The organism is Candidatus Pelagibacter sp. Uisw_130 (assembly GCF_047722505.1).
Classification (GTDB): domain Bacteria; phylum Pseudomonadota; class Alphaproteobacteria; order Pelagibacterales; family Pelagibacteraceae; genus Pelagibacter.
In genome coordinates, this window is record NZ_CP159814.1 from 460,432 (window position 1) to 484,266 (window position 23,835).

At 28.0% G+C, this 23,835-nt stretch carries 22 protein-coding genes and 1 pseudogene; 15 read left to right on the forward strand and 8 right to left on the reverse strand.

Going from position 1 to position 23,835, the window contains the following annotated elements; genetic code table 11:
* Position 1: 1 nt before the first annotated feature.
* The gene (map, locus tag ABXT55_RS02445; protein ID WP_415285171.1) at positions 2-772 is read right to left on the reverse strand and encodes a type I methionyl aminopeptidase; all 771 of its coding nucleotides are present in this window, start codon (positions 770-772) and stop codon (positions 2-4) included.
* Positions 765-1,463: a DNA/RNA nuclease SfsA gene (gene sfsA / locus ABXT55_RS02450; RefSeq protein WP_415285172.1), complete on the reverse strand. Its 699-nt coding sequence runs from the start codon at positions 1,461-1,463 to the stop codon at positions 765-767. Before sfsA ends, map begins: the two co-directional genes overlap by 8 nt.
* A 21-nt stretch (positions 1,464-1,484) precedes the next feature.
* Here sfsA and ABXT55_RS02455 point away from each other — a divergent pair, with 21 nt between their 5' ends.
* Positions 1,485-2,234 carry a competence/damage-inducible protein A gene (locus tag ABXT55_RS02455; RefSeq protein WP_415285173.1) on the forward strand — a complete coding sequence of 250 codons (750 nt, stop codon included), beginning with the start codon at positions 1,485-1,487 and terminating at the stop codon, positions 2,232-2,234.
* Positions 2,235-2,237: 3 nt separating this feature from the next.
* Positions 2,238-2,648: a gamma-glutamylcyclotransferase family protein gene (locus tag ABXT55_RS02460; RefSeq protein WP_415285174.1), complete on the forward strand. Its 411-nt coding sequence runs from the start codon at positions 2,238-2,240 to the stop codon at positions 2,646-2,648.
* Here ABXT55_RS02460 and ABXT55_RS02465 read toward each other — a convergent pair.
* Together ABXT55_RS02465 and ABXT55_RS02470 are read right to left on the reverse strand one after the other, a co-directional pair.
* On the reverse strand, positions 2,641-3,873 hold the full coding sequence (locus ABXT55_RS02465) for a hypothetical protein (protein WP_415285175.1): 1,233 nt from the start codon (positions 3,871-3,873) through the stop codon (positions 2,641-2,643). The two genes, ABXT55_RS02460 and ABXT55_RS02465, sit on opposite strands and share 8 nt — an antisense overlap.
* Entirely contained in the window at positions 3,870-4,790 is a 921-nt protein-coding gene (locus ABXT55_RS02470) for a GDP-mannose 4,6-dehydratase (protein ID WP_415285176.1), read from the reverse strand. The genes ABXT55_RS02465 and ABXT55_RS02470 overlap by 4 nt, the downstream gene beginning before the upstream one ends.
* A 71-nt stretch (positions 4,791-4,861) precedes the next feature.
* Here ABXT55_RS02470 and ABXT55_RS02475 point away from each other — a divergent pair, with 71 nt between their 5' ends.
* From ABXT55_RS02475 to ABXT55_RS02490, 4 genes are read left to right on the forward strand one after another with little or no spacing between them, the layout of a single operon-like run.
* Positions 4,862-6,073 (forward strand): class I SAM-dependent methyltransferase, encoded by a 1,212-nt coding sequence (locus ABXT55_RS02475; protein ID WP_415285177.1) that lies wholly within the window; start codon positions 4,862-4,864, stop codon positions 6,071-6,073.
* 5 nt (positions 6,074-6,078) lie between these two features.
* A complete protein-coding gene (locus ABXT55_RS02480; protein WP_415285178.1) occupies positions 6,079-6,777 on the forward strand; it encodes a glycosyltransferase in 699 nt (232 codons plus the stop codon).
* Position 6,778: 1 nt separating this feature from the next.
* Complete coding sequence (locus ABXT55_RS02485; protein WP_415285179.1) at positions 6,779-7,525, forward strand: FkbM family methyltransferase; 747 nt, start codon at positions 6,779-6,781, stop codon at positions 7,523-7,525.
* On the forward strand, positions 7,503-8,759 hold the full coding sequence (locus tag ABXT55_RS02490; RefSeq protein WP_415285180.1) for a hypothetical protein: 1,257 nt from the start codon (positions 7,503-7,505) through the stop codon (positions 8,757-8,759). Before ABXT55_RS02485 ends, ABXT55_RS02490 begins: the two co-directional genes overlap by 23 nt.
* A 56-nt stretch (positions 8,760-8,815) precedes the next feature.
* Here the strand turns inward: ABXT55_RS02490 and ABXT55_RS02495 are convergent, their stop codons facing one another.
* The 4 genes and pseudogenes from ABXT55_RS02495 to ABXT55_RS02510 all read right to left on the reverse strand — a co-directional run bounded on the left by ABXT55_RS02495 (position 8,816) and on the right by ABXT55_RS02510 (position 13,077).
* Positions 8,816-9,940 carry a bifunctional 2-methylcitrate synthase/citrate synthase gene (locus tag ABXT55_RS02495; RefSeq protein WP_415285181.1) on the reverse strand — a complete coding sequence of 375 codons (1,125 nt, stop codon included), beginning with the start codon at positions 9,938-9,940 and terminating at the stop codon, positions 8,816-8,818.
* Positions 9,940-10,836, reverse strand: a complete 897-nt coding sequence (prpB, locus tag ABXT55_RS02500) for a methylisocitrate lyase (protein ID WP_415285182.1) — start codon at positions 10,834-10,836, stop codon at positions 9,940-9,942. Before prpB ends, ABXT55_RS02495 begins: the two co-directional genes overlap by 1 nt.
* A pseudogene (locus ABXT55_RS02505) lies at positions 10,836-12,337 on the reverse strand (MmgE/PrpD family protein). The gene prpB and the pseudogene ABXT55_RS02505 overlap by 1 nt, the downstream one beginning before the upstream one ends.
* Positions 12,338-12,387: 50 nt before the next feature.
* A complete protein-coding gene (locus ABXT55_RS02510; protein ID WP_415285183.1) occupies positions 12,388-13,077 on the reverse strand; it encodes an HAD-IA family hydrolase in 690 nt (229 codons plus the stop codon).
* A gap of 67 nt (positions 13,078-13,144) precedes the next feature.
* Here ABXT55_RS02510 and ABXT55_RS02515 point away from each other — a divergent pair, with 67 nt between their 5' ends.
* The 9 genes from ABXT55_RS02515 to ABXT55_RS02555 all read left to right on the forward strand — a co-directional run bounded on the left by ABXT55_RS02515 (position 13,145) and on the right by ABXT55_RS02555 (position 23,812).
* A complete protein-coding gene (locus ABXT55_RS02515; RefSeq protein ID WP_415285184.1) occupies positions 13,145-13,768 on the forward strand; it encodes a DapH/DapD/GlmU-related protein in 624 nt (207 codons plus the stop codon).
* 1 nt (position 13,769) lies between these two features.
* Complete coding sequence (gene glmS / locus ABXT55_RS02520) at positions 13,770-15,590, forward strand: glutamine--fructose-6-phosphate transaminase (isomerizing) (RefSeq protein ID WP_415285185.1); 1,821 nt, start codon at positions 13,770-13,772, stop codon at positions 15,588-15,590.
* A gap of 35 nt (positions 15,591-15,625) precedes the next feature.
* Complete coding sequence (locus ABXT55_RS02525; protein WP_415285186.1) at positions 15,626-17,005, forward strand: class II 3-deoxy-7-phosphoheptulonate synthase; 1,380 nt, start codon at positions 15,626-15,628, stop codon at positions 17,003-17,005.
* A gap of 39 nt (positions 17,006-17,044) precedes the next feature.
* A complete protein-coding gene (gene nadE / locus ABXT55_RS02530) occupies positions 17,045-17,782 on the forward strand; it encodes an NAD(+) synthase (protein WP_415285187.1) in 738 nt (245 codons plus the stop codon).
* A gap of 45 nt (positions 17,783-17,827) precedes the next feature.
* A complete protein-coding gene (gene cysS / locus ABXT55_RS02535) occupies positions 17,828-19,189 on the forward strand; it encodes a cysteine--tRNA ligase (RefSeq protein WP_415285188.1) in 1,362 nt (453 codons plus the stop codon).
* Positions 19,186-20,787, forward strand: coding sequence for a citramalate synthase (gene cimA / locus ABXT55_RS02540; protein WP_415285189.1), 1,602 nt, complete (start codon positions 19,186-19,188; stop codon positions 20,785-20,787). Before cysS ends, cimA begins: the two co-directional genes overlap by 4 nt.
* A complete protein-coding gene (locus ABXT55_RS02545) occupies positions 20,787-21,500 on the forward strand; it encodes an RNA methyltransferase (protein WP_415285190.1) in 714 nt (237 codons plus the stop codon). Before cimA ends, ABXT55_RS02545 begins: the two co-directional genes overlap by 1 nt.
* A gap of 40 nt (positions 21,501-21,540) precedes the next feature.
* Entirely contained in the window at positions 21,541-22,158 is a 618-nt protein-coding gene (gene rpsD, locus ABXT55_RS02550) for a 30S ribosomal protein S4 (RefSeq protein WP_415285191.1), read from the forward strand.
* Between the two features lie 73 nt (positions 22,159-22,231).
* Positions 22,232-23,812, forward strand: coding sequence for a hypothetical protein (locus ABXT55_RS02555; RefSeq protein WP_415285192.1), 1,581 nt, complete (start codon positions 22,232-22,234; stop codon positions 23,810-23,812).
* Positions 23,813-23,835: the final 23 nt, after the last annotated feature.

The window sequence follows — 23,835 nt, forward strand, 5'->3', positions numbered from 1 at the left end:
ATTATAAGTAAGGAGGCTTGGAATAACCTTTAACAGATTCTGTAAAGATTTCATAACCATTTTCAGTAATACCTAACGTATGCTCAAATTGTGCTGATAAAGATTTATCTTTTGTAACTGCTGTCCAGCCATCTTTTAGCATTTTTACATCCCATTCACCGGTATTTATCATTGGTTCAATTGTAAAGGTCATACCAGGTCTAAGCTCCATCCCTGTATTTTTTCTTCCATAATGTAAAATGTTTGGAGGTTCATGAAATGTTGTGCTTATTCCGTGACCACAAAAATCTCTAACAACAGAATAACCCTTTTTTTCAACAAAAGATTGTATCTCATATCCAATGTCACCTAATTTTAATCCGGGTTTTAGCAAACTTATTGCTCTCATCATCGATTCGTATGTAGCATCAATTAAGTTGTTAACTTTAACGGGAGTTTTACCAATACAGAACATTCTACTAGTGTCACCATAATGTTCATTAATTATAGCTGTTACATCAACATTTAAAGCGTCACCTTCAACTAAAATTCTACCAGAAGGTATGCCGTGACAGACAACATGATTTAAAGAAGTACACAATGATTTTTTAAAACCTCTATAAAAAAGCGGAGCTGAGTATCCACCATTGTCTCTAATAAATTCATAACCTAATTTATCCACAAACTCCGTGGTTACACCTGGCTTAATATTATCTGTAAGCATATCAAGAGTTCTTGCAGCAAGATTTCCAGCTATTCTCATCTTTTCAAATTTTTCTAAATAATCAGGCATTAATAATTTTAATTTTTTTATCTATTTTAATTTCTTTTGAACTTATTTTACATTGATATGCTAAAAAAATAACTCCAGCTTTTTTTGCAAGTAAATAATTTTCATAATATCTTTTATCAATGTCTTTTGCTATTTTAAAATTATCAACACCTTCTATTTGGACCAAGAATAATAGATAAGATTTATAACCTTTTTTAACTGCCTCTATAAGGGTTTTTAAATGCTTTGAACCTCTGGTAGTAACTGCATCTGGAAATTCTGCAGTTTTTTCTTCTCTAAACAAAGTAACATTTTTAACTTCTACAAATATTTTTTTTTTATTTTTTTCAATTAGAAAATCAAGCCGTGTTTCTTTATTGAAAAATACCTCAGGCTTAATACTGTCATTGTTTGCAACTTCTTTAACTAGATTATTTAATAAACCATGGAAGGCAATTTTATTTGCAAAATGGGTATTAACACCCACTAAATTTTTTTTAACTTTAATTATCTCAAGAGTATATTTTAACTTTCTTTTAGGGTCATCATTTTTAGATACATAAACCTCATTTCCCTCATCCAATAAACCCTTCATGGACCCAGTATTAGGGCAATGTGCCGTAACAATTTCCTTACCAATTTTAACATCTGTAAAAAATCTCTTATATCGTTTGATAAGTTTGCCTTTAATTAAAGGTTTGGTAAATTCCATATTTAAATTATATATTTAATAATGAACCAAAATACAAAATTTAATGCCGCAATACTTATCATTGGTAACGAAATTCTCTCAGGAAGAACACAAGACACTAATACTAGTACAATTGCCCAGTGGCTGAACTCAATTGGTGTAAAAGTTAATGAGGTTAGAGTTATCCCAGATATAGAAAATACAATTGTTGAGAGCGTTAATCATTTAAGAAAGGTTAACAGTTATGTATTTACTACAGGCGGTATTGGACCAACACATGACGATATTACCGCTCTATCTATTTCAAAAGCATTTAGCCTTGAGTACGAAATTCACAAAGAAGCTTTTAAAATATTAGAATCTTACTACAAAGTAGGTGAATTTAATGAGGGTAGACAAAAAATGGTATGGATGCCACGTAATGCTAATTTGATATTAAATCCAACAAGTGGTGCACCAGGATTTAATGTTGAAAACGTTTTTTGCTTACCAGGAGTTCCTTCAATTTTAAAATCAATGCTTGGAGGATTAAAAAGTAGAATAGTAGGGGGTGATCCCATATTAAGCCATACGATAAGTTTAAAAACTGTTGAAAGTGAAATTGCAAAATCTTTAACTAAAGTCCAAGATGATAATAAGGATGTTGAAATTGGAAGTTACCCTTTTTTTCAAGCAGGCAAACTAGGTGTATCAATAGTAATACGATCTGAAGACCAGCTTAAAATTGATAAGTGTAGTTCTGAAATATTAGAGTTTGTTAATCAAAAAAAAATAGAAGTAGTTGTTAGATAATAAATGCTTTATTTCGCTTACGGCAGTAATCTAAATCATTTTCAAATGAAAAAAAGATGTAAAGACAGTGTCTTTTTAAAGAAAATTAATTTAACTAATTTCACATTAAACTTTAGAAGTAAATATAGAGCTGCTGATATAGAGCCTAAAAAAAACTCAATTGTTCCAGGTGCTTTGTTTGAAATATCTAAAAGTGACGAAAAAAAATTAGATGTTTATGAAGACTATCCAGTTTTATATAAGAAATACTATTTTACTTATTATGGTAAAAAAGTGATGACTTATAGGATGACAAAAAAAACTCCCTTTATGTTCCCAACAGAAAGATACTTAAATGTTATTAAGCGTGGTTACAAAGATTGTTTATTAGATGTAAAATTTCTTCATAAAGCTTTAAAAAAAAATTTTAAATAAAACTAAATTTGTAAATAACATCACTAATTGCAATGATGTAGTATAAAAAATGATATATAATTAAGTTTATCGAGGCTATTTTATTATCTAAAAAAATATCTTTAAATTTGCTTTTACTAAATAAAAAGAAAAAAATAAAAAAAAGTGGCTCAAAGTATTTTTGAAGAGTAATTATTCCACTAATCACAATTAATATAGAAAATAAAAAGAATAAATCAAATTTATTATTAAATATTAATAGTATTAAAGTAAAATTGATTATGAAAATTATATAGAACAATAAATAGTTACCAAAAATTAGTTTTGAAGCTATAAAAAAAATACCACCATTTTGACCCATAGTATTTAAGTCATGCATTAAAAATATTATAAAAAAAAGAAATAAAGACAATACAAGATAGATTAAAATATTTTTAATTTTAATCATTTTAAAGTTCCCATAAAAAATATTTATTAGTAAAATTGGAAGAGTATAAATAAAAATTGAAACTACATTTGTGAATATTGTGTTAAAAATATTTCCTGAAAATACAAGATTTGAATACAGCATAGGAAATTTGTAGAGAAAATAAACACCTGGAAGTGCAAGCAATGCTGAGTAGACCAATAGAGAAGAGTATTTTTTATAATCTATTTTTTTTAAAAAAAATATGAGAAAAAAAGCATAAAAAACTGAATAATATTGCCTAGAATAACATGCTAGAGCTAAAAAAAAGAAAGAAATGTAAAGCTTAGAATCCTGTTCAAATTTTTCTGTATACTTTAAAAAAAAATAAACACCTAGAAGTATAAAGATGTAAGATAAATTATTATCATTAGCCCATATTGCTGAATAAATATAACTAGGAGTTAAAAATATTATTGCTGAGATTATAAATAAAATATTATTATTTTTGTTTTTATATTTAGTTTTTAAGCATAGATAAAATAAATAGGGAGTGATTAAAGAGATTAAACAAAAAATTAACCTTACATCATTTGGATCGCTAAATATAAAATTCAATCGCGATAAAAAAAAATAATGTAAAGGGAAATGAAGTGTCCATGGCGATGGATCAAAGAAAAAAGATTCTTTCAATTTAACAACATAAGGCCAAGTATCCCTAAAATCACCAGAAAGAGGCGTACCACTTCCATCAACATCAAAATAAAAACTTGTTAGTAAAACTATAATTGAAAAAATATAAATTATATAGCCACTTAAATTAATCTTATTATTGTTCATTTAATAAACTTTAAATAGAGCTTTTTGTGTGTTTTGTAAATCTCATTTGTAGCTTCAAAGATATCTTTTTTGGGAGACCAGTTAAATTTATTTTTAGCAAGGATATTGTTTCCTATAAGTCCTTTTGCTAATTTCTTAGGATAATTAATCTTAATATTAATTTTATTTTTGTTGACAATATTATAAATTATTTTATTTAAAAGCGTAAGCTTACCAGAGCTTAAAATAACAGCGTCCATATTTTTATCGCTAAACATTATTTTTATTATCCCCTTACAAATATCTTCTGCGTGAGAAAAGTCAGATGCAATATTGCTTTTTAGTATTTCATTTAGGAAATTTATATTTTTTTCATAGATTGCTCTTATTATCCTAGGAATAATAAATTTTTGATTTCTATATTTGGAGTCGTGATTAAATAATATTATGTTTGAATATTTTATCTTATTTATTTTCTTATATTTTAGCATTAAATTATGACTTTGAATTCTAAATTTTGTGTAATTTGTTGATGCTTGTATTTTTGAATTTTCATTTACAATACCATTTCTTTTTTTAAATATTTGAGATGAGCTACAAGAAATAAATTTAGCTTTTTTATTTGCTTTAAAAGTGGTGTAAAAAATATTTTTAGTCGATATTAAATTATTTTTATAAAACTTCTCATAATTATTTTCTAGATGAGAGGGGTTGTTAGAGGCTAGATGAAGAACAATATCTGGTTTTTGTTTTTTAAAAATAGCTTCTATTTTTTTTTTGTTTAATAGATTTGAAATTATATAGTTAATCTTTTTATTAACATTTACTTCTTTTGATTTAGTTATTATATTTATATTTAATTTTTTTCTTTTTAATAGTTTGCAGATAATCCTACCATCCTGACCCAATCCACCTGTTATAAATAAATTTTTAACCATTAGTTTATTTTTTTGATTATTTGCTATATATTTTCAATATATTTATTTAAATTAAACTACTATTTAATATTGTGAAAATTAAAAATTGCAGATCTTGTAAAAGCACCCATTTAATTAAGGTATATAGTCTTGGTAAACAATCTTTAACAGGGGTTTTTCCTCCAAAAAAAAACACAAATATTACAAAAGGTGATTTGAGCATGATTATTTGTAATAGATGCAAATTATTACAGCTACAACACAACTTTAATCCAGATGAGATGTATGGGAGTAATTATGGCTACATGTCATCATTAAATAAATCCATGGTATCTCACCTAAAAATGAAAGCTCTGAATTTAAAAAAAAAATATAATTTAAAAATTAAAAATAACATTTTGGACATTGGGAGCAATGATGGAACTTTTTTATCATATTTTAATAACAAGTTTAAATTATTTGGTTGCGATCCAACAATTAAAAAGTTTAAAAATTTTTATAGAAAAGATATAAAACAAATTCCTCTTTTTTTTTCATCAAAACATTTTGAAAATAAAAAATTTGATTTAATTACATCAATATCTATGTTCTATGATTTACCTGATCCCCTAGATTTTGCTCAACAAATTCACTCAATACTTCATGAAAAAGGAATATGGCATATTGAATTAAGTTACATGCCAATGATGATTAAAAATACATCATATGACACTATTTGCCATGAACACTTAGAGTATTATTCACTAAAATCTTTAAAATACTTACTGGATAGAGCTAACCTAAAAATAGTTAATCTTTCTTTTAACCAAATTAATGGTGGCAGCATAGAGCTTGATATTGCTAAAAAAAAGTCCACACATAAAGAGTGTACCCATTTAATTAACTGGGTTTTAGAGAGTGAAAAATTAAACAAATATAATGATATTGAAAGACAAAAAGTATTTTTTAAAGAGTGTAAAAATCACAAATATTTATTAAAAAAACTGCTTCTTACATTAAAAAAACAAAATAAAAAAATTTTAGGATATGGTGCATCCACCAAGGGAAATGTATTACTTCAGTACTGTGGCATAAATTCTAAAATTTTAGACAATATTGCTGAAGTTAATAAATTTAAATTCAATAAATTTACACCAGGAACAAAAATTAAAATTATATCAGAAAAAAAAGCTAAACAAAAAAAACCAGATTATCTTTTAGTTTTACCTTGGCATTTTAAAGACCATATAGTTAAAAGAGAGCAAAAATTTCTTAAAGAAGGTGGTAAATTAATATTTCCACTTCCAGACATTGAAATAATTTAATTACTATGAAGGCATGTGTAATAATACCAACACTTAATGAAGAAAAAAATATTTATAAGATATTTAACAAAATTAAAAGCACAAAGATAAAATTAGATATTTTATTTATAGATGACAACTCTAAAGATGCTTCACAAAATATAATCAAAAACTTAGAAAAAAAATTTAAATATGTTATGTATATTTTTAGAAACAGTAAGACAGGAATAGGATCTGCGCATAAAGAGGGAATTAAGTACTGCTATAAAAAAAAATATGATTTAATTATAACAATGGATGCAGACGGTACACATGACCCAAAATATTTTAAAAAAATGATAGCTGCTGCAAAATACTATGATTATGTTATTACCAGTAGATTTGCTAAACCAGGTTTGATTAAGGATTGGCCTCTACTAAGAAAATTCATCACTTATTCAAGACATGCTCTTGTTAAAATATTTTTAGATATAAGTTATGATGCATCTGGTGCTTATAGGTGCTTTTATAGAAATAAAATTAAGCTAAAAGACATTTGTGCTGCAAAAAACAATGATTATGCTTTTTTCTGGGAAATAACTTATATAATAAAAAAAAGAGGATATAAAATTCATGAAATTCCTGTTCAATTAATTTACAGAAAATTAGGAAAGTCAAAAATGAAAATTAAGCATATTTTTTACTCACTATTTTATTTATTTAAGATTTTTATTTTCAAAAAATAAAATGATCAAGCAAAACACAACACAAAACACAATCATTTTAATTTATATTGAAAAATTAATAAGGTTTATACCGCATATCTATTTAATTTTTAGAACCTTGGTAAGACACACTAATTATTTTGAAAATGATTTTTTCTACTTAAAAAAAATTTTTAGAGATAGAAAAATTAATATTATTGACGTTGGTGCATCTGATGGTATTTCTGCTCAATTTTTCATAAAAAATCTTAATCCAAAATATATATTTTGCTATGAGCCACAAAAAATTTTTTTCAAAAAACTAATTAATCTTAAAAAAAAACACAAAATGTTAAAAATTTTTAATTATGGCTTAGGTGAAAAAAATACAATTACAAATATATTTTTTCCATATATAAAATTTTTTCAAAAGAAATATTTTCTTTTAACTTATTCTTTCCCAATTAAAAAAGAATTAGAGAAACAAATCAATCTTGATTTTTTTATTAAACCTAAAATTACAAAAAGTCATATTATCGTTAAAAAATTCAAGATCACAAATGATAAAATTGATTTAATTAAAATTGATACTAATGGTAGCGAAATTGATATTGTTAAATCATTAAAACTTTTAATCAAAAGAGATAAGCCAGTTTTGATAATTGAAAATAATAATATTGGAAAAATATATAGAATTTTAAAGATCTATAAATATAAAAAATATTGTATTGTAAACAAGAAATTTGTAATTCATAAAAAACAAAATAATGCCAACATCATTTTTAAATAAAAATTTTAAAATAATATTATTTTTTCTTCTTTTAATAATTTTTTTTTATAGAAGTCCATACATACTGTTAAATGGAAGATTTGTGGCTGAGGAAGGATCTTTTTTTTTTAGGAATTCATATCTTTTTGGCTCACTAAAAGGTTTAACTCAAGTTTTTTGGGGTAGTGGTTATTTTAATTTTTGGCCTAATATCGCTACAGTTTTTGCATCATTTACCCCGCTTAATTATTCCCCACTTGTAACTGTATATTTTGCAGCCATTGTTCAAATTTATCTTTTGATCTTTATGGTATTTTCAAATTCTTATTTTTTAAAAACTAACACCGACAAAACAATAATTTCTTTAATCGTTTTAGTTGGACCTCCAATGGTTGCTGAGGTGTGGTTGAATACCTTAACCTCTCAAAGTTATTTTACAATTATAACGATACTAATCTTTTTTCAAAAAGATATTTCTACTAATATATTTAACAAATTGTCCCCATTAATCCTATTTATTTCAGGTCTTACGTCTTTGTTATCCTGTGCACTGTCTCCTTTTTTTTTATATAAATACCTTATTGATAAAAGTAAGTTTAATTTCAATAATTTCATTGCAATAATTTCTACATCTATTTTTCAAAGTTTAATATTCGCTTATTCCAAAATTCAAAACTTGGACTTAGCTGGAGAAAACACAAGATTCTTAGTTTCTTTTGATAAGATTGTTAATTTAATTTACAATATTATCATTAAAAGTTTTTTTGGAAGAGACTTAACTCATTTTTTATATAATAACATTTTAGTTTCTTTAAATATCTTCTTATTAATCTTTCTAATCGTAACTTTTTTCTTATTTATTATTAAATTTTTATTTAATTTATTCAAAAATGATAAGCTTTTTTTATCTTTATTAATTTTCTTTATTATTATCTTATTTATTACATTTTTTGGCGCTAAAGCTGAACAAGTTCAAGGTAGGTATGCTTTAATTCCTGGTATTTTATTAATCTTTATTACATATCGTGTATCTCAAATTTCAAATGGCATATTGAAGTTTTTAAGTTCTTTTTTAATTGTAATTTGCTTACTTTCTGGTTTTTATGAATATAAATCTAGAAACACTTACCCACAATTTTTAATATGCATGAATTGTCCTAACTGGAAAAATGAGGTTTCTACATGGAACGAAGATAATTCATATCTTCTTAAAATATGGCAATACCCAACAAAAAAAATGAGTCTTAAAAAATAATTAATTTCAATATCAATTATCTATGAATGCCTAGAATTATTATAATTAAATAATCCTCATCTGAAATTTAATTCTAAAACTTTTCTGTGCTTATTACCTTTATAACTTGCAAGAGGTCTGATTAATTTATTCGCAGCATGCTGCTCTATGATGTGCGCTGACCAACCAGTAATTCTTGAAATTACAAATATTGGTGTAAAGAAATCTGTATCAAATCCCATTAAGTGGTAAGTAGGTCCTGTTGGGTAATCAACATTTGGATAAATATTTTTCTCTTCAATCATTACCTTTTCAACAATGTCATAAATTTTTTCAAACGTTTTATCTTTTTTAATAGTGGCAACTCTTTTAAAGTATTCTCTCATGGTTGGAACTCTTGAGTCTCCACTTTTATAAACTCTATGACCAAATCCCATAATAACATCTTTGTTTTTTAGAGCTTTCGTAATCCATTTTAAAGCGTTCTCAGGTTTTTTAATTTTTTTCATCATGTGCATTACTTCTTCGTTAGCACCACCATGAAGCGGACCTTTTAGACTTGCTATAGCACCTGTGATTGCCCCATGAATATCAGATAAACTACTGGTAATAGTTCTTGCGGTAAATGTTGATACGTTAAAACTATGTTCAGCGTATAAAATTAAAGAGACATCAAAGGCTTTAACAATTTCTTTATTAGGAACTTTTCCAAAACACATATGGAAAAAATTCTCGGAAAAATCCAAATTTTTCTTTGGTGCTATAATTTTTTTTTCTTTTCGAAGTCTATAAAAAGCAGCTAATGCAGTAGGTGTTTTTGCAAAAATTCTAATTGCTTTTCTTAAGTTTGCTTTCGGAGAGTTGTCAGTAGTCTCTTTGTCTTCAAGAGCCATAATGCTGACAGCAGTTCTTGCTACATCCATCGGATGAGAGTTTTTAGGTATCTTTTTTAAAATACTTATTAAATTTTTTGATAAAGTTATCTCTTTAGATAATTCTTTCTTAAATTCTTTTAGTTGTTTTTTGTTAGGTAATTCTTTATTTAAAATTAAGTAAGCAACTTCTTCAAAATCACATCTTGCACATAAATCTTGTGCCGCATACCCCCTATAAGTAAGAGAGTTAATTTCTGGCATAACTTTTGAAATTTCAGTTTCATCAACAACTATCCCTAGCAAACCTTTTTTAATATCATCACTCATTATTCATGTCCTTCTGTGCTAAAATTATAAATTTTTTCATCTAACGAGTTATATTTTTCATACTCGACTAATTCATATAATCTTTTCCTAGTTTGCATTTTATCAATTATATTATTCTGATGTCCATTTGCAAATATGTCTCTAAGGCCATCTTCTACACCTTTCATAGCTAATCTCTGTGTTGTAACTGGATAAATCACTATATTATAACCAAAATTTTCTAATTCTTTATAATTAAATAATTTAGATTTACCAAACTCAGTCATATTAGCTAACAAGTAGCATGACAGTTCTTTTCTAACTTTTTCAAAATCTTTTTCATCCTGTAACGCTTCTGGGAAGATAATTTCTGCACCAGCATCAATATATGCTTTACATCTATCAATCATTTTATCTATTCCTTCAACCCCTTTAGCATCAGATCTTGCTATAATTTTAAAATTTTCATCTTGTTTAGCTGCAACGCATTCTTTAATTTTCTTAACCATTGCTTCTGTTGAAATTAATTCTTTGTTATCTAAGTGACCACATCTTTTACGTTCTACTTGGTCTTCTAAGTGCACAGCAGACACTCCAAACTCTTCAAAAGTTTTAATGGTTTCTTTGCAAGATTTAAAACCGGTGTCTATATCAACTATGGTAGGTAAACTTGTAACTCTGGATATTAAATAAGATCTAGTACTAACATCTTGCAGTGTAGTTAGACCTATATCTGGAAACCCTAAATCATTGGCCATAACTCCACCCGATACGTAAACTGCATCATAACCAATTTCTTCAATTAGTTTTGCAGTAAGTGGGTTATAAGCACCTGGAACTCTTAAAATTTTATTTGATTTTAATTTACTGACAAAGTCAGCTCTTTTTTCACTGGGCTCTTTATCTACAAAATGCACTAAAAAATTCCTTGTTTTGTATTTTTTTTTATCTGACTTCTTTTAACCTGGATATTTAATTTGTTTAACTCACCGGCTTTCAAGTTTTTAAGATTTTGAACAACTTTTAAGAAACGAGCACTCTCTTTTTTATCTAAAATACCATCTGTTAAAGTTAAGAACTTATTTATATAATTCTGTCTTTTAAATGGACGTGCTCCGTAAGGATGAGCATCTGCTCTATCCAATTGTTCTGTAGTTTTTTTACCGTTATTTAAAGTAACTACAACCCTTGCACCAAATGATTTATTCTTTGGATTAGGATCGTGATATTTTTTAGTCCATTTTTTATCTTCAAAAGTCGTGATGGATTTCCAAATTTTTATAGTACTTTTCTTGTTAGCTCTTTGTTTGGTATATGATTTTACATGGTGCCAATCAGCATCTTCAAGTGCTACTGCAAAAATGTACATGATGGAATGATCTAGCGTTTCTCTACTTGCATTTGGATCCATTTTTTGTGGATCATTTGCACCAGTTCCAATTACGTAATGAGTGTGATGACTTGTGTAAATATCAATTTTTTTAATTTGATTTAAATTTGGAATTTTCTTATTAAGTTTTTTAGCAATGTCTATCAGTGCTTGAGATTGGTATTCTGCTGAGTATTCTTTCGTATAGGTCTCTAGTATCGCGCTCTTAGATCTTTTTTCTTAGGAAGAGGCACATTATATAAAGCTTTCTTACCATCTAATATTCTAGCTATAACACTGTCTTCTCCTTCATAAATCGGACTTGGAGCACCTTCACCACGCATTGCTCTATCAACTGCTTCGATTGCAAGTTTACCAGCATGAGCAGGGGCGTAAGCTTTCCAACTAGAGATTTCACCTTTTCTAGATTGTCTTGTTGAAACTGTTGTATGTAATGCTTGCTGAACAGCTTGGTAAATTGTTTCAGTATTTAACTTTAACATTGTGCCCAAACCTGCTGCAACACTTGGTCCTAAGTGTGCAATGTGATCAATTTTATGTTTATGTAAACAAATTCCTTTAACCAAATTAACCTGAACTTCATAACCTGTGATAATTCCTTTTAATAAATCTAGTCCACTTTTTTTAGTTTGTTGAGCTACACTTAAAATAGGTGGAATGTTATCTCCTGGGTGACTGTAATCTTCTGCTAAAAAAGTATCATGGAAATCAAGCTCTCTGACAGCAGTTCCATTTGACCAAGCAGCCCACTCACAATCAAATTTTAATTTTGAATCTATTCCAAATAAACTCGCACCATTTTTTCTAGGGTGCTTTAGAGCCATTTCTCTTGAAGAAATAACTGCTTTTCTATTTAAAGATGCAATAGCAACTGAAGCATTATCAATTATTCTATTAATAACCATTTCAATAGCTGTTTTATTTAATTTTGCATTATCTGAAGCTATCTCAGCAATTTTCCATGCGAGTTGATTTTTTTTAGGTAAATTAATTTTTGATGGGTAAACTTTAACTTTATGTGAAATCATTAGGCCTCCTTAATTATGCAAACCTATTAATAGTAAGAAAAAAAATTAAATCAATCTTTTAAGTAAGTTGAAACTATTTTTTCCACACCGATAAAGTCTTTTATCAAATGATTATGGTAAATTTCGTTAGAATTTTTTTCTGTATAACCATTTTCTAATAAAATAACAGGAACAGAGGCAGCTTTTGCAGCATTTGCATCAGTTTCACTATCACCAAACATAAGAGATTTTTTTACATCACCACCAATGATTTCAATTATACTTGTTATGTGTCTTGGATCTGGTTTACAATAATCAAAAGTATCTGATCCAGCAACGTATTCAAAGTAATCATAAATTCCAATTTTTTTTAAAAGGTCGATCGCTAAGTGTTCTTGTTTGTTAGTACAAACTACCATTGAAATTTCTTTTTTTTTGCACCATTTTAAAAAATCTTTTACACCATTGATAAGTGTGCTTTCTTTAATGATATTTTTTCCATAATAATTAACAAAATCCTTAACCATTTCATCTTTAATTTTTTGGTCATCAATTTTACCAAACTCCTTTTTGGCTTGTCCCCATATAGATCTACCAATCATAGCCCCAGCTCCTTGTCCAACCAGATTTCTAATATCTGCAGTAGATTTTGTTGGATAACCATATTTTTTCATTACATGATTATGAGCATTCATTAAATCAGGCGCCGTATCAACTAATGTTCCATCTAGGTCAAATAATATTGAGTAATTTTGAGTCATTAAAGTATTTTTAAGAAATAAATTGTGAATTAAGATATCTATACACTTAATATAAAAATATTTCCAGATGAAACATATAAATTCCAACATCGAACAAGAAAAACTTCGTAAATTTTTTATAAAGTCTGGTGTAAAGATGATCGGACCTGAAACTATTTTTTTTTCAAAAGATACTAAGATTGGAAAAAACGTTACTATTAATCCATATGTTGTCATTGGAAAAAAAGTTAAAATTGGCAATAATGTAACTATCAATTCATTTTCGCATTTAGAAGATTGTAAAATTAAAAATAAAGTTGAAGTTGGACCTTATGCAAGATTAAGACCAGGTACTACTCTTGAAGAAGGATCAAAAATTGGAAATTTTGTAGAAGTTAAGAAAAGTACAGTTGGAAAAAAATCAAAAGTTAATCATTTATCGTACATTGGTGATAGTGAAATAGGTAAAGGTGTAAACGTAGGAGCTGGCACAATTACCTGTAATTATGATGGTGTAAAAAAAAGTAAAACAAAAATTAAAGACAATGTATTTATAGGTTCTAATTCTTCATTAATTGCACCTATTACTCTTGAAAAAAATAGTATTGTTGGTGCTGGTTCAGTGATCACAAAAAAAGTTAAAAAAAATTCATTAGCTTTATCTAGAACCACTCAAACAGAAGTTAAAAATTATAAAAGAAAAATAAAATAATATGTGTGGAATTATAGGAATAGCTAGTAATAAATCGGTGTCATCTGCAATTATCAATTCTCTTAAAAAGTTAGAATATAGAGGTTACGACTTTTCAGGTATTGCAACTTTATCAGATGGCATATTAAATGAAGCAAAATCTGAAGGTAGGGTTGATATTTTAGAAAAAAATCTTGCAGTAAAAAATATGTCAGGTCCAATTGGAATTGGACATGTTAGATGGGCAACTCATGGAATTCCAAATACTATTAATGCACATCCTCATTCATCAGAAAGTGTATCTGTAGTGCATAATGGTATTATTGAAAATTCTACTATTTTAAAAAAATATTTAATTAACAAAGGCCATGTATTTAAATCTCAGACAGATACAGAGGTAATTGTTCATTTAATAACAGAATATTTAAAAGAAATTAATTTAAAGGATGCAATTATTAAAACTTTAAAACAGCTTCATGGAAGCTTTGCTTTAGGAATAATTTTTAAAAATCAGCATGATCTTATAGTGGGTGCAAGAAGAGGGTCTCCACTTGCAGTTGGTTATGGTCCTAACGAAAATTATCTAGGATCAGATTCTTATGCCTTAAAATCTATGACTAATAAAATTTCCTATTTGAATGATGGGGAATTTTGCATCATAAAAAAAGACCAAGTTGAGTTTTTTGATGAAGAAGGCTTAAAAGTTAATAAAAAAATTTTAGAATTATCTTCAAAAGAGCAGGATTATGACAAAGGAGATTTTAAACACTTTATGGCTAAAGAAATTGAGGAACAGCCAACAACATTAAAGAACTGTATAAATGAGTATGTCGATAAAATTAATAACGACATCAATATTTATAATTTTCCATGGGATATAAAAGAAATTTCTTCAGTTACTTTAATTGGCTGTGGAACCGCTTACCATTCTTGCTTAATGGCAAAATATTGGTTTGAAGAAAATACTACACTTGATGTAACAATTGATGTTGCATCTGAGTTCAGATATCGAAAAAATAGATTTAAAAACGATAATTTATACATTTTTGTTTCTCAGTCTGGCGAAACAGCTGACACTTATGCGGCCCTTGATTTATGTAATAAAAATAATATGAAAACTTGTAGTGTGGTTAATGTTATAGAAAGTTCGATTGCAAGAGATTCTAAATTTGTTTTACCAATTCATTGTGGGCCAGAAATTGGTGTAGCTTCTACAAAAGCTTTTATGGGGCAAATGCTGGTTCTTTATATCCTGGTATTAAAACTAGGAATTTTGAGAAAAGATTTAGATAAAGATTTATATTTAAACAAAATTAAAGACTTAAAGATATTACCTAAGTTAGTTGAGCAAACTTTGCTTACAGAGAGCAAAATCCAAACAGTCTCTAGTTCATTTACAGATGCAAAAGGTTCGATGTTTTTAGGGAGGGGTTTTTCTTATCCAATTGCATTAGAGGGGGCGTTAAAATTAAAAGAATTAGCATATGTGCATGCTGAAGGGTACCCTGCAGGTGAAATGAAGCATGGTCCTTTAGCTTTAATTGAAGATGGAATGCCAGTAGTTGTTTTAGCTCCAAGAGATAATTATTATAAAAAAACAATTTCTAATATGCAGGAAGTAATAGCAAGAGGTGCTAAAGTTTTATTAATTACTAACAAGAGCAAAGACGAAGTTTTTTCAGAAAATATTTGGGAAACTGTATTAGTTGAAAGTGCTAATGATGACTTGTTACCTTTTTTATTAACTGTTCCATTACAAAAATTGGCTTATTATTCAGCTCTTAAAAAAGGTTATGACATCGATAAGCCTAGAAATTTAGCAAAATCAGTGACAGTTGAATAATAATTAAACTCTGCTACAACACCCCTAGGTTGAATATGAAAAATTGGAAAATAAATAGCTGGAGAAATTATCCTGTAAAACACATTCCGGAATATCCGGATCAAAAAGATTTGGATGGCGTTTTAGGTAAAATTAAAAGTTTTCCCCCATTAGTCTTTGCTGGTGAGACGAGACATTTAAAAGAACAACTTGCTGATGTTGTTGATGGAAAAGCTTTTTTATTACAAGGTGGAGATTGTGCGGAAAGTTTTGCAGAATTTCACCCTGATAATATTAGAGATACATTTAAACTAATACTTCAAATGTCGCTTGTACTTACTTATTCCGCATCATTACCAGTTATTAAACTTGGAAGAATTGCTGGCCAATTTTCTAAACCAAGAAGTTCCCCTGTTGAAAATATTGATGGCGTTGAACTACCTAGTTACCTAGGAGACAATATTAATGGAATGGAATTTAATGAAAAATCAAGAGTTCCAGACCCTAAAAGACTTTTTAAAGCTTATTCACAGTCTGCATCTACACTTAATCTTATAAGAGCATTCTCTCACGGAGGTTTTGCTGATCTTAAAAAAGTACATACTTGGAACTTGGGTTTTATTAAAAACTCTCCAGCAGCCAAAAAATTTAAAGATTTAGAAGATAGAATTGCAGATGCATTGGCATTTATGGATGCGTGTGGAATTAATTCAGAATTTAATAGAAGATTAAAAACAGTAAACTTTTGGACTTCACATGAAGCTTTATTACTTCCTTTTGAACAAGCTATGACAAGAGTAGATTCTACTACAGGTGAATATCATGATACTTCTGCTCACTTCGTTTGGATAGGTGATAGAACCAGACAGTTAGATGGAGGACATGTTGAGTTTTGTAGGGGAATTGAAAATCCAATTGGAATTAAATGTGGACCAACATTAAAAGCAGAAGACTTGATAAATCTTTGTAATAAAATTAATCCAAAAAATGAAAAAGGTAAAATAACTTTAATTTCTAGATTTGGTCATGAAAATGTTTCTAAATTTTTACCAAAATTAATTAGGGCAATTAAAAAAGAAGGTTTAGATGTAATATGGTCATGTGACCCTTGTCATGGCAATACAATTAAGGCTACAACTGGATTTAAAACAAGACCATTTAACAGCGTAGTTAAAGAAGTAAAAAATGTTTTTGAATGTCACCAAAGCGAAGGAAGTTATGCAGGTGGATTACACATTGAAATGACAGGTCAAAATGTTACAGAATGTACAGGTGGTGCTCAGAAAATATCTGATCAAGATTTATCTAGCCGTTACCACACTCATTGTGATCCAAGACTCAACGCTAACCAAGCATTGGAGTTAGCTTTTTTGATTTCTGACGAGATTAAAAAAAATGCTGCATATTCTAAAAAAAATATTAAAGCGGCATCTTAGAGCATTGTATTAAATACAATTTTGTTTAAATTTTATATAATGAAACCATTAGAAAAAGCACAATTTATAAGCAATTGGATTAAAGATTACGTAGAAAAGATGCCAAGTAAGGCTCAATCTTTAATCATTGGAATTTCTGGAGGAGTAGATTCTTCCGTATCAAGTACGTTGAGTGCAATGACGGGTATAAAAACAATTGTTTTATCTATGCCTATTAAACAAAAATCATCACAACATGACTTAAGCTTAAAACACCAAGAATGGCTTGTTAAAAACTTTGATAATGTTGAAGCACACACACTAAATTTAGATAAATTATTTGAAACATTTGAGAGTTCGCTATTTAATTTTAACAGTGAACTTGGTATGGCAAACTCTAGAGCAAGACTTAGAATGACTACTCTTTATCAAGTAGCAGCTGCAAACAAAGGTATTGTAGTCGGCACTGGAAATAAAGTTGAGGATTTTGGTGTAGGGTTTTATACGAAGTATGGAGATGGTGGGGTAGACATTTCCCCAATTGCAGATTGTAACAAATCAGAAGTATGGGAAATAGGTAAATCCATTAATATTCTTCAAGAAATAATTGATGCTGCACCAACTGATGGATTATGGGATGATGGCAGAACTGATGAAGGTCAGTTAGGTCTTAGATACGAAGAATTAGAAGAAGCAATGAATAATGTAAATTCAATAAATCGTGAAAAATACCAAAAAATAAGAAATATAAACTTGCATAAAATGGAGCCAATTCCAGTTTGCAAGATTCCCAACTAATCTAAAAGATTCACAAATCTATAATTAAAGTATAATTCTAAAGTAATGAATAAAGATATTTTTTTAACAAACAATCTTAGTAACCAAAAAGAAAAATTTATTCCCTTAGATAAAGAAAACATTGGCATGTATGTTTGTGGTCCAACTGTTTATGATAACCCACACATAGGAAATGCAAGACCTCTTGTTATTTTTGATATTTTATACAAAGTTTTAAAATCAAAATATGGGCATGATAAAATAAATTATATAAGAAACATTACTGATGTTGATGATAAAATAATTAAATCAGCAAAAGACAAAAATATTTTAATATCTGAATTAACGAACAATGTTATTAAAGATTTTAATGATGATTGTAATTATTTAAACTTAGATGACCCAACACAACAACCAAAAGCTACAAATCATATTAATCTTATGATTGAAATGATATTATCTTTAATAGAAAAAGATTTTGCCTACGAGGCAAATAATCATGTTTACTTTGAAGTAAGTAAATTTGTAGATTATGGAAAACTATCTAATAAAAAATTAGAAGACTTAATTGCAGGATCTAGAGTTGAAGTTTCAGAGAACAAAAAAAAATCTGAAGACTTTGTTTTGTGGAAGCCTTCTAAAGATGATGAGCCTGCTTGGGATTCGCCTTGGGGCAAAGGAAGACCTGGTTGGCATTTAGAATGTTCTGCGATGTCTAAGAAATACTTAGGTGACGTATTTGATATCCATGGAGGTGGAATAGATTTAATTTTCCCTCATCATGAAAATGAAATTGCACAATCAAGATGTGCTAATGATACTAAAGTTTTTGCAAATTATTGGATTCATAACGCATTTATTACCATGTCCAATGAAAAAATGGCTAAATCTACAGGTAACATAATAAAGATTAAAGATTTTAAAGACAAAGTTGATGGACAAGTTTTAAAACTTGCTCTTATGAGTGCTCACTACAAACAGCCATTGGACTGGAACGAAAAGCTCCTAGAAGATTGTAAAAATACCATTGATAAATGGTATGAAGTTTACATACCATCAAATGACAAAACAATTTTAGATGAAGATATTTTATCTCCGTTATACGATGATTTGAATACACCTGGTTACATTGCAAAATTACATCAACTTTATGACAAAGCTTTAAAGGGAGGTAACGAAGAGAAAAGTTTATTTGTTTTAGCTTGTAATTTCATTGGTATTTTAAACAAAACAAAAGAAGAATGGATTGAGTTTAAAAAGAAAAAATCATCTATTAATGAAGGTGAAATTTTGGAAATGATTGCTCTTCGAAATAAAACAAGAGAAGACAAGAATTATAAAGAAGCAGATATTATTAGAGATAAGCTTTTAGATAAAGGGGTTTTAATAGAAGACAAAGATGGTAAAACAATTTGGAAACTAAAATGAGCAAAGAACAACTTTTTATATTTGATACAACACTAAGAGACGGTGCACAAACACAAGGTGTAGACTTTTCAGTAGATGATAAATTGAAGATTGCCTTAGCTCTAGATAATTTAGGTGTTGATTATATTGAAGGTGGTTGGCCAGGAGCAAACCCTACTGATACTGAATTTTTTCAAAAAAAACATTCATTTAATAATGCTAAACTAACTTCATTTGGGATGACTAAAAAAACTGGTCGTAGTGCAGATAATGATCCAGGTCTATCAGCACTTTTAAATTCAAACACGCCAGTAGTTTGTATTGTGGGAAAATCTTGGGATTTTCATGTTGATATAGCCCTTGGTATTTCTAATGAAGAAAACTTAGAAAACATCAAAGCAACAGTAAAACACTTTGTTAAAGAAAATAAAGAATTCATTTTTGATGCAGAACATTTCTTTGATGGATACAAAGCTAATCCAAATTATGCTTTATCATGTCTTAAAGTGGCATTTGATGAGGGAGCAAGATGGATTGTATTGTGTGATACTAACGGAGGAACCTTACCTCATGAAGTTACCAAAATAGTTACAGAAGTTTCTAAAACTATCCCTGGGAAAAATTTAGGTATACATGCTCACAATGATACAGGTAATGCTGTTGCTAATTCTTTAGCTGCTGTTTGGGCTGGGGTTAGACAAGTGCAGGGAACTATTAATGGTTTGGGCGAAAGATGTGGTAACGCTAATTTAATGTCATTAATTCCAACATTTTTTTTAAAAGAAGATTTTTCATCTAAATTTCAATTAAAAATTAAACCTGAAAATATTAAAAATTTAACAGAATGCTCAAGACTGTTAGATGAAATATTAAATAGAAAACCTAATAAGCATTTACCTTATGTTGGTGCTGCAGCTTTTTCTCATAAAGGTGGACTACACGTTTCTGCAGTTCAAAAAGACCCAAAAACTTATGAACATATAAATCCAGAAGAGGTTGGAAACTCTAGAAATATTGTAGTGTCAGATCAATCTGGAAAATCCAATATAATCTCAAGATTAAAAACTATTGGTATTGAAATAAAGGAAAATGATCCTAAAATTAAAAAACTTCTAAATGAAGTAAAAGATAGAGAGTTTATTGGTTATAGTTATGACGGTGCAGATGCATCGTTTGAATTGTTAGCTAGAAGAATTATCAGCAAAATACCAAGATATATATTGATTAAAGAATACGATGTTTCTGTTAAAAAAGATTCGTCAGGGGTAATTGTTTCTTCTGCTAAAGCACAACTTGAGGTGGATGGTGAAAAAATTATTTGTGAAGGTGATGGTAATGGCCCTGTTAATGCATTAGATAATGCTATTAGACAAAATGTAGATAAATTAAATAAATATTCTAATTATTTAAAAGATCTCAAGTTGGTTGATTATAAAGTTAGAATTTTAAATACAGGTACAGAAGCCATCACAAGAGTTTCAATAGAAAGCACAGACTCAAAGGGTAAAAATTGGTTTACAATTGGTGTTTCAGCCAACATTATTGATGCTTCATTTAAAGCATTGGTTGATAGTTTGGATTATAAATTGTTTAAAGATAATGCCCCAGCAAGTCTTTAATGTCGTTTAATAATATCTCGTTTATCTTACATCAACCTCAATTATCTGAAAATATTGGAGCTTGTGCTAGAGCTATAAAAAACTTTAATTTTAAAAAGCTAATCATTGTTAAACCAAAAACAATTTTTCCAAATGATAAGATTTTAGCAACTTCTGTTGGTGCTAAAGATCTAATTATTAACGCTAAAGTACATGAAACTTTGGAATCTGCTGTAAAAAAAGTGGATTACGTTATTGCAACGTCTGCAAGATTTAGAAATAAAAACATTAAACACATTAATCTAGAGGATTTAAAAAAAATTGATTTTAATAAAAAAATAGCTTTTTTATTTGGTTCTGAAGCGTCTGGCTTATCTAATAATGAAATTAGTTATGCTAATTATACTATGCAAATCCCAACTAATCCTGATTTTAAATCTTTAAACTTATCTCACAGTGTTATCATTATTGCACATACAGTGGCAAGTATTATTAATCCAAAGGGTGCAAAGTACGCTAAATCAAAAAAAGTGACTTTAGCTAGCAAGAAGGATATCCAAGCAATGACTAACTTATGCATCAAAAAATTAGAGGAAAAACACTTTTTCAAACCGTTGGAGAAGAGACCTATCATGCTCGAAAACTTAAGAAGCATTTTTTCTAAAATGGAGCTTTCTCAGAAGGAAACACGTATTTTATTGAGTGTATTCGCTAGTTTGTCCAAAAAAGGTTGATTGACAAAATAAGGAGTAAGTTTATAAACCCTCCTATCATATGACAAAAAGAATAAGTGCTAAACATAAAATAGACAGAAGGCTAAAAATTAACCTATGGGGAAGACCTAAAAGTCCTTTTAATAAAAGAGATTATGGTCCTGGCCAACATGGTCAAGGAAGAAAAGGAAAACCATCTGATTACGGAATTCAACTACAAGCTAAGCAAAAATTAAAAGGTTACTACGGTAACATTAACGAAAAACAATTCAGAAATATTTACAAAAAAGCTGCCATGTTAAAAGGGGATACTGGTGAAAATTTAATTGGTTTGCTTGAGAGAAGACTTGATTCAGTAGTTTATAGAGCAAGATTTTCAACAACTGTATTTTCAGCAAGGCAACTTATTAACCACAACCATGTAAGAGTTAATGGAAAAAAAGTTAACATCGGAAGTTATATAGTCAAAGAAGAAGACGTAATTGAAATCAGAGACAAATCTAAAGAGTTAGCTTTTATTGATATTGCTCTAGCAAATAAAGAAAGAGAAACACCAGAATATATTCAGTTAGACGAAAAAAATAAAAAAGTTACTTTTGTTAGAACTCCTAAGTTTGATGAAGTTCCTTATCCAGTTGTAATGGAACCCAATCTGGTAATAGAATATTACTCAAGATAACCAACATTTTTTTTATTCTATATAAGCTTTATTTGTTTAAAATTTACAAATACTAAATTATTTCATAATTGAGATGACTAAAAAAAATTTAATATTACTAATTTTATTAACTATCTATACTTTGTTTGGTGTTTGGTTGAGCATCAATACTGGAATATCACACGATGCATATCACGAGCAAAAAAACTGGCTTATAAATCTAGAAGGTATTAAGTTATTTTTTACCACAGGTGAATATCAAAACTTGATTGATTATAGAGATAAATATCATGGAATTGGTTTTCATTTATTTAGTCAACCGATACAATTTGCTTTGTTAAGTTTAACTGAAATGGTTAGTGGTGCTAGTTTTTATGGATCTTATTTAATAGCCAAAAATGCTGCAGTGTTTATAATTTTTTCTATATCAGCAATCTTTTTTTACTTGTTAGCACAAAAAATATCTAAAAGTTTTAATTTTGCATTAATTTCAACTATAATTTATATTTTTTATCCTTACCTATTTGGTCATGCACAAATTAATCCTAAAGACATTCCTTTTTTATCTGTCTGGTTAATTAATTCATATTTATTTTTGGTTTTTATAGAAAATATAATTAATGATAATAAAATAAAAATTATAAATATTATTATTTTATCTTTTTTTTCTGCTTACTTGATTAGTATTAGAATTTCAGGAATTATCATTTTTATTCTATATCTAATTACATTATTGATAGCGTTTAACAATACTACTGTAGATTTCAAATCTATCATAAAAAAATGTTCAAATTTAATTTTATATTTTTTTATTTCATTTTTATTATTTCTTTTCATTTTGAATCCTGTATTTTGGCACAATCCATTAGAGTTTTTTAATTCCATTAAATGGATGGGTAAATATCAACAAAATGTTTGCACATTAACACTTGGTGATTGCCTTAAGTCTCTAAATTTACCTGCAAGTTACTATTTTATTTGGCTATTTTTTAAACTACCCGTAATAATAATTTTTGGATTTTTTTTATTCCCGCTGATTGAAAATAAAATTTTTAAAAAAGATACGATTACCAAGATTTATTATTTAACATTATTGATAAGTCCAATTTCAATAATTTTAATATTCATTCTAAAGGATATCGCTTTATATGATGAGATTAGACATATTATGTTTTTAATCCCAATGATTTTTTTAGTATCATTATTGAATATATTTTTACTTAATAAAAAATTGTTCTATTTAATGACCATACCATGTGCCTTATTTTTCATGGTTGAAAATTTTTCAATCAATCCTTATCAATACACTTGGTTAAATTCATTCGCCAAAACAAATAAAATAGACAAAACTTTTGAAGTTGATTATTGGGGTATCAGTAATAAAAATTTACAAAAAAAAATTATTGAATATACAAGTTCTAATTCTGTAAATAATGAAATCTGTGTTTATGGGGATACATATGTTAGGGAATTTTTAGTTAAAAGTGGTTTTTCTTGTTTTAAAAATTACACAGAACTAGACTCCGCAAAAGTAAGACCATTGATCGCTTATCAAAATGTTAGAAATATAAAAAGATCCAATCCTAGAGATTGTGAGTTAATTTATGAAGAAAAATACCAATACACATTTTCCAATCAAAATATCAAGGTAGCTAATCTTTGGTACTGCAATTAATTATATAATATTTTAAATGCAAA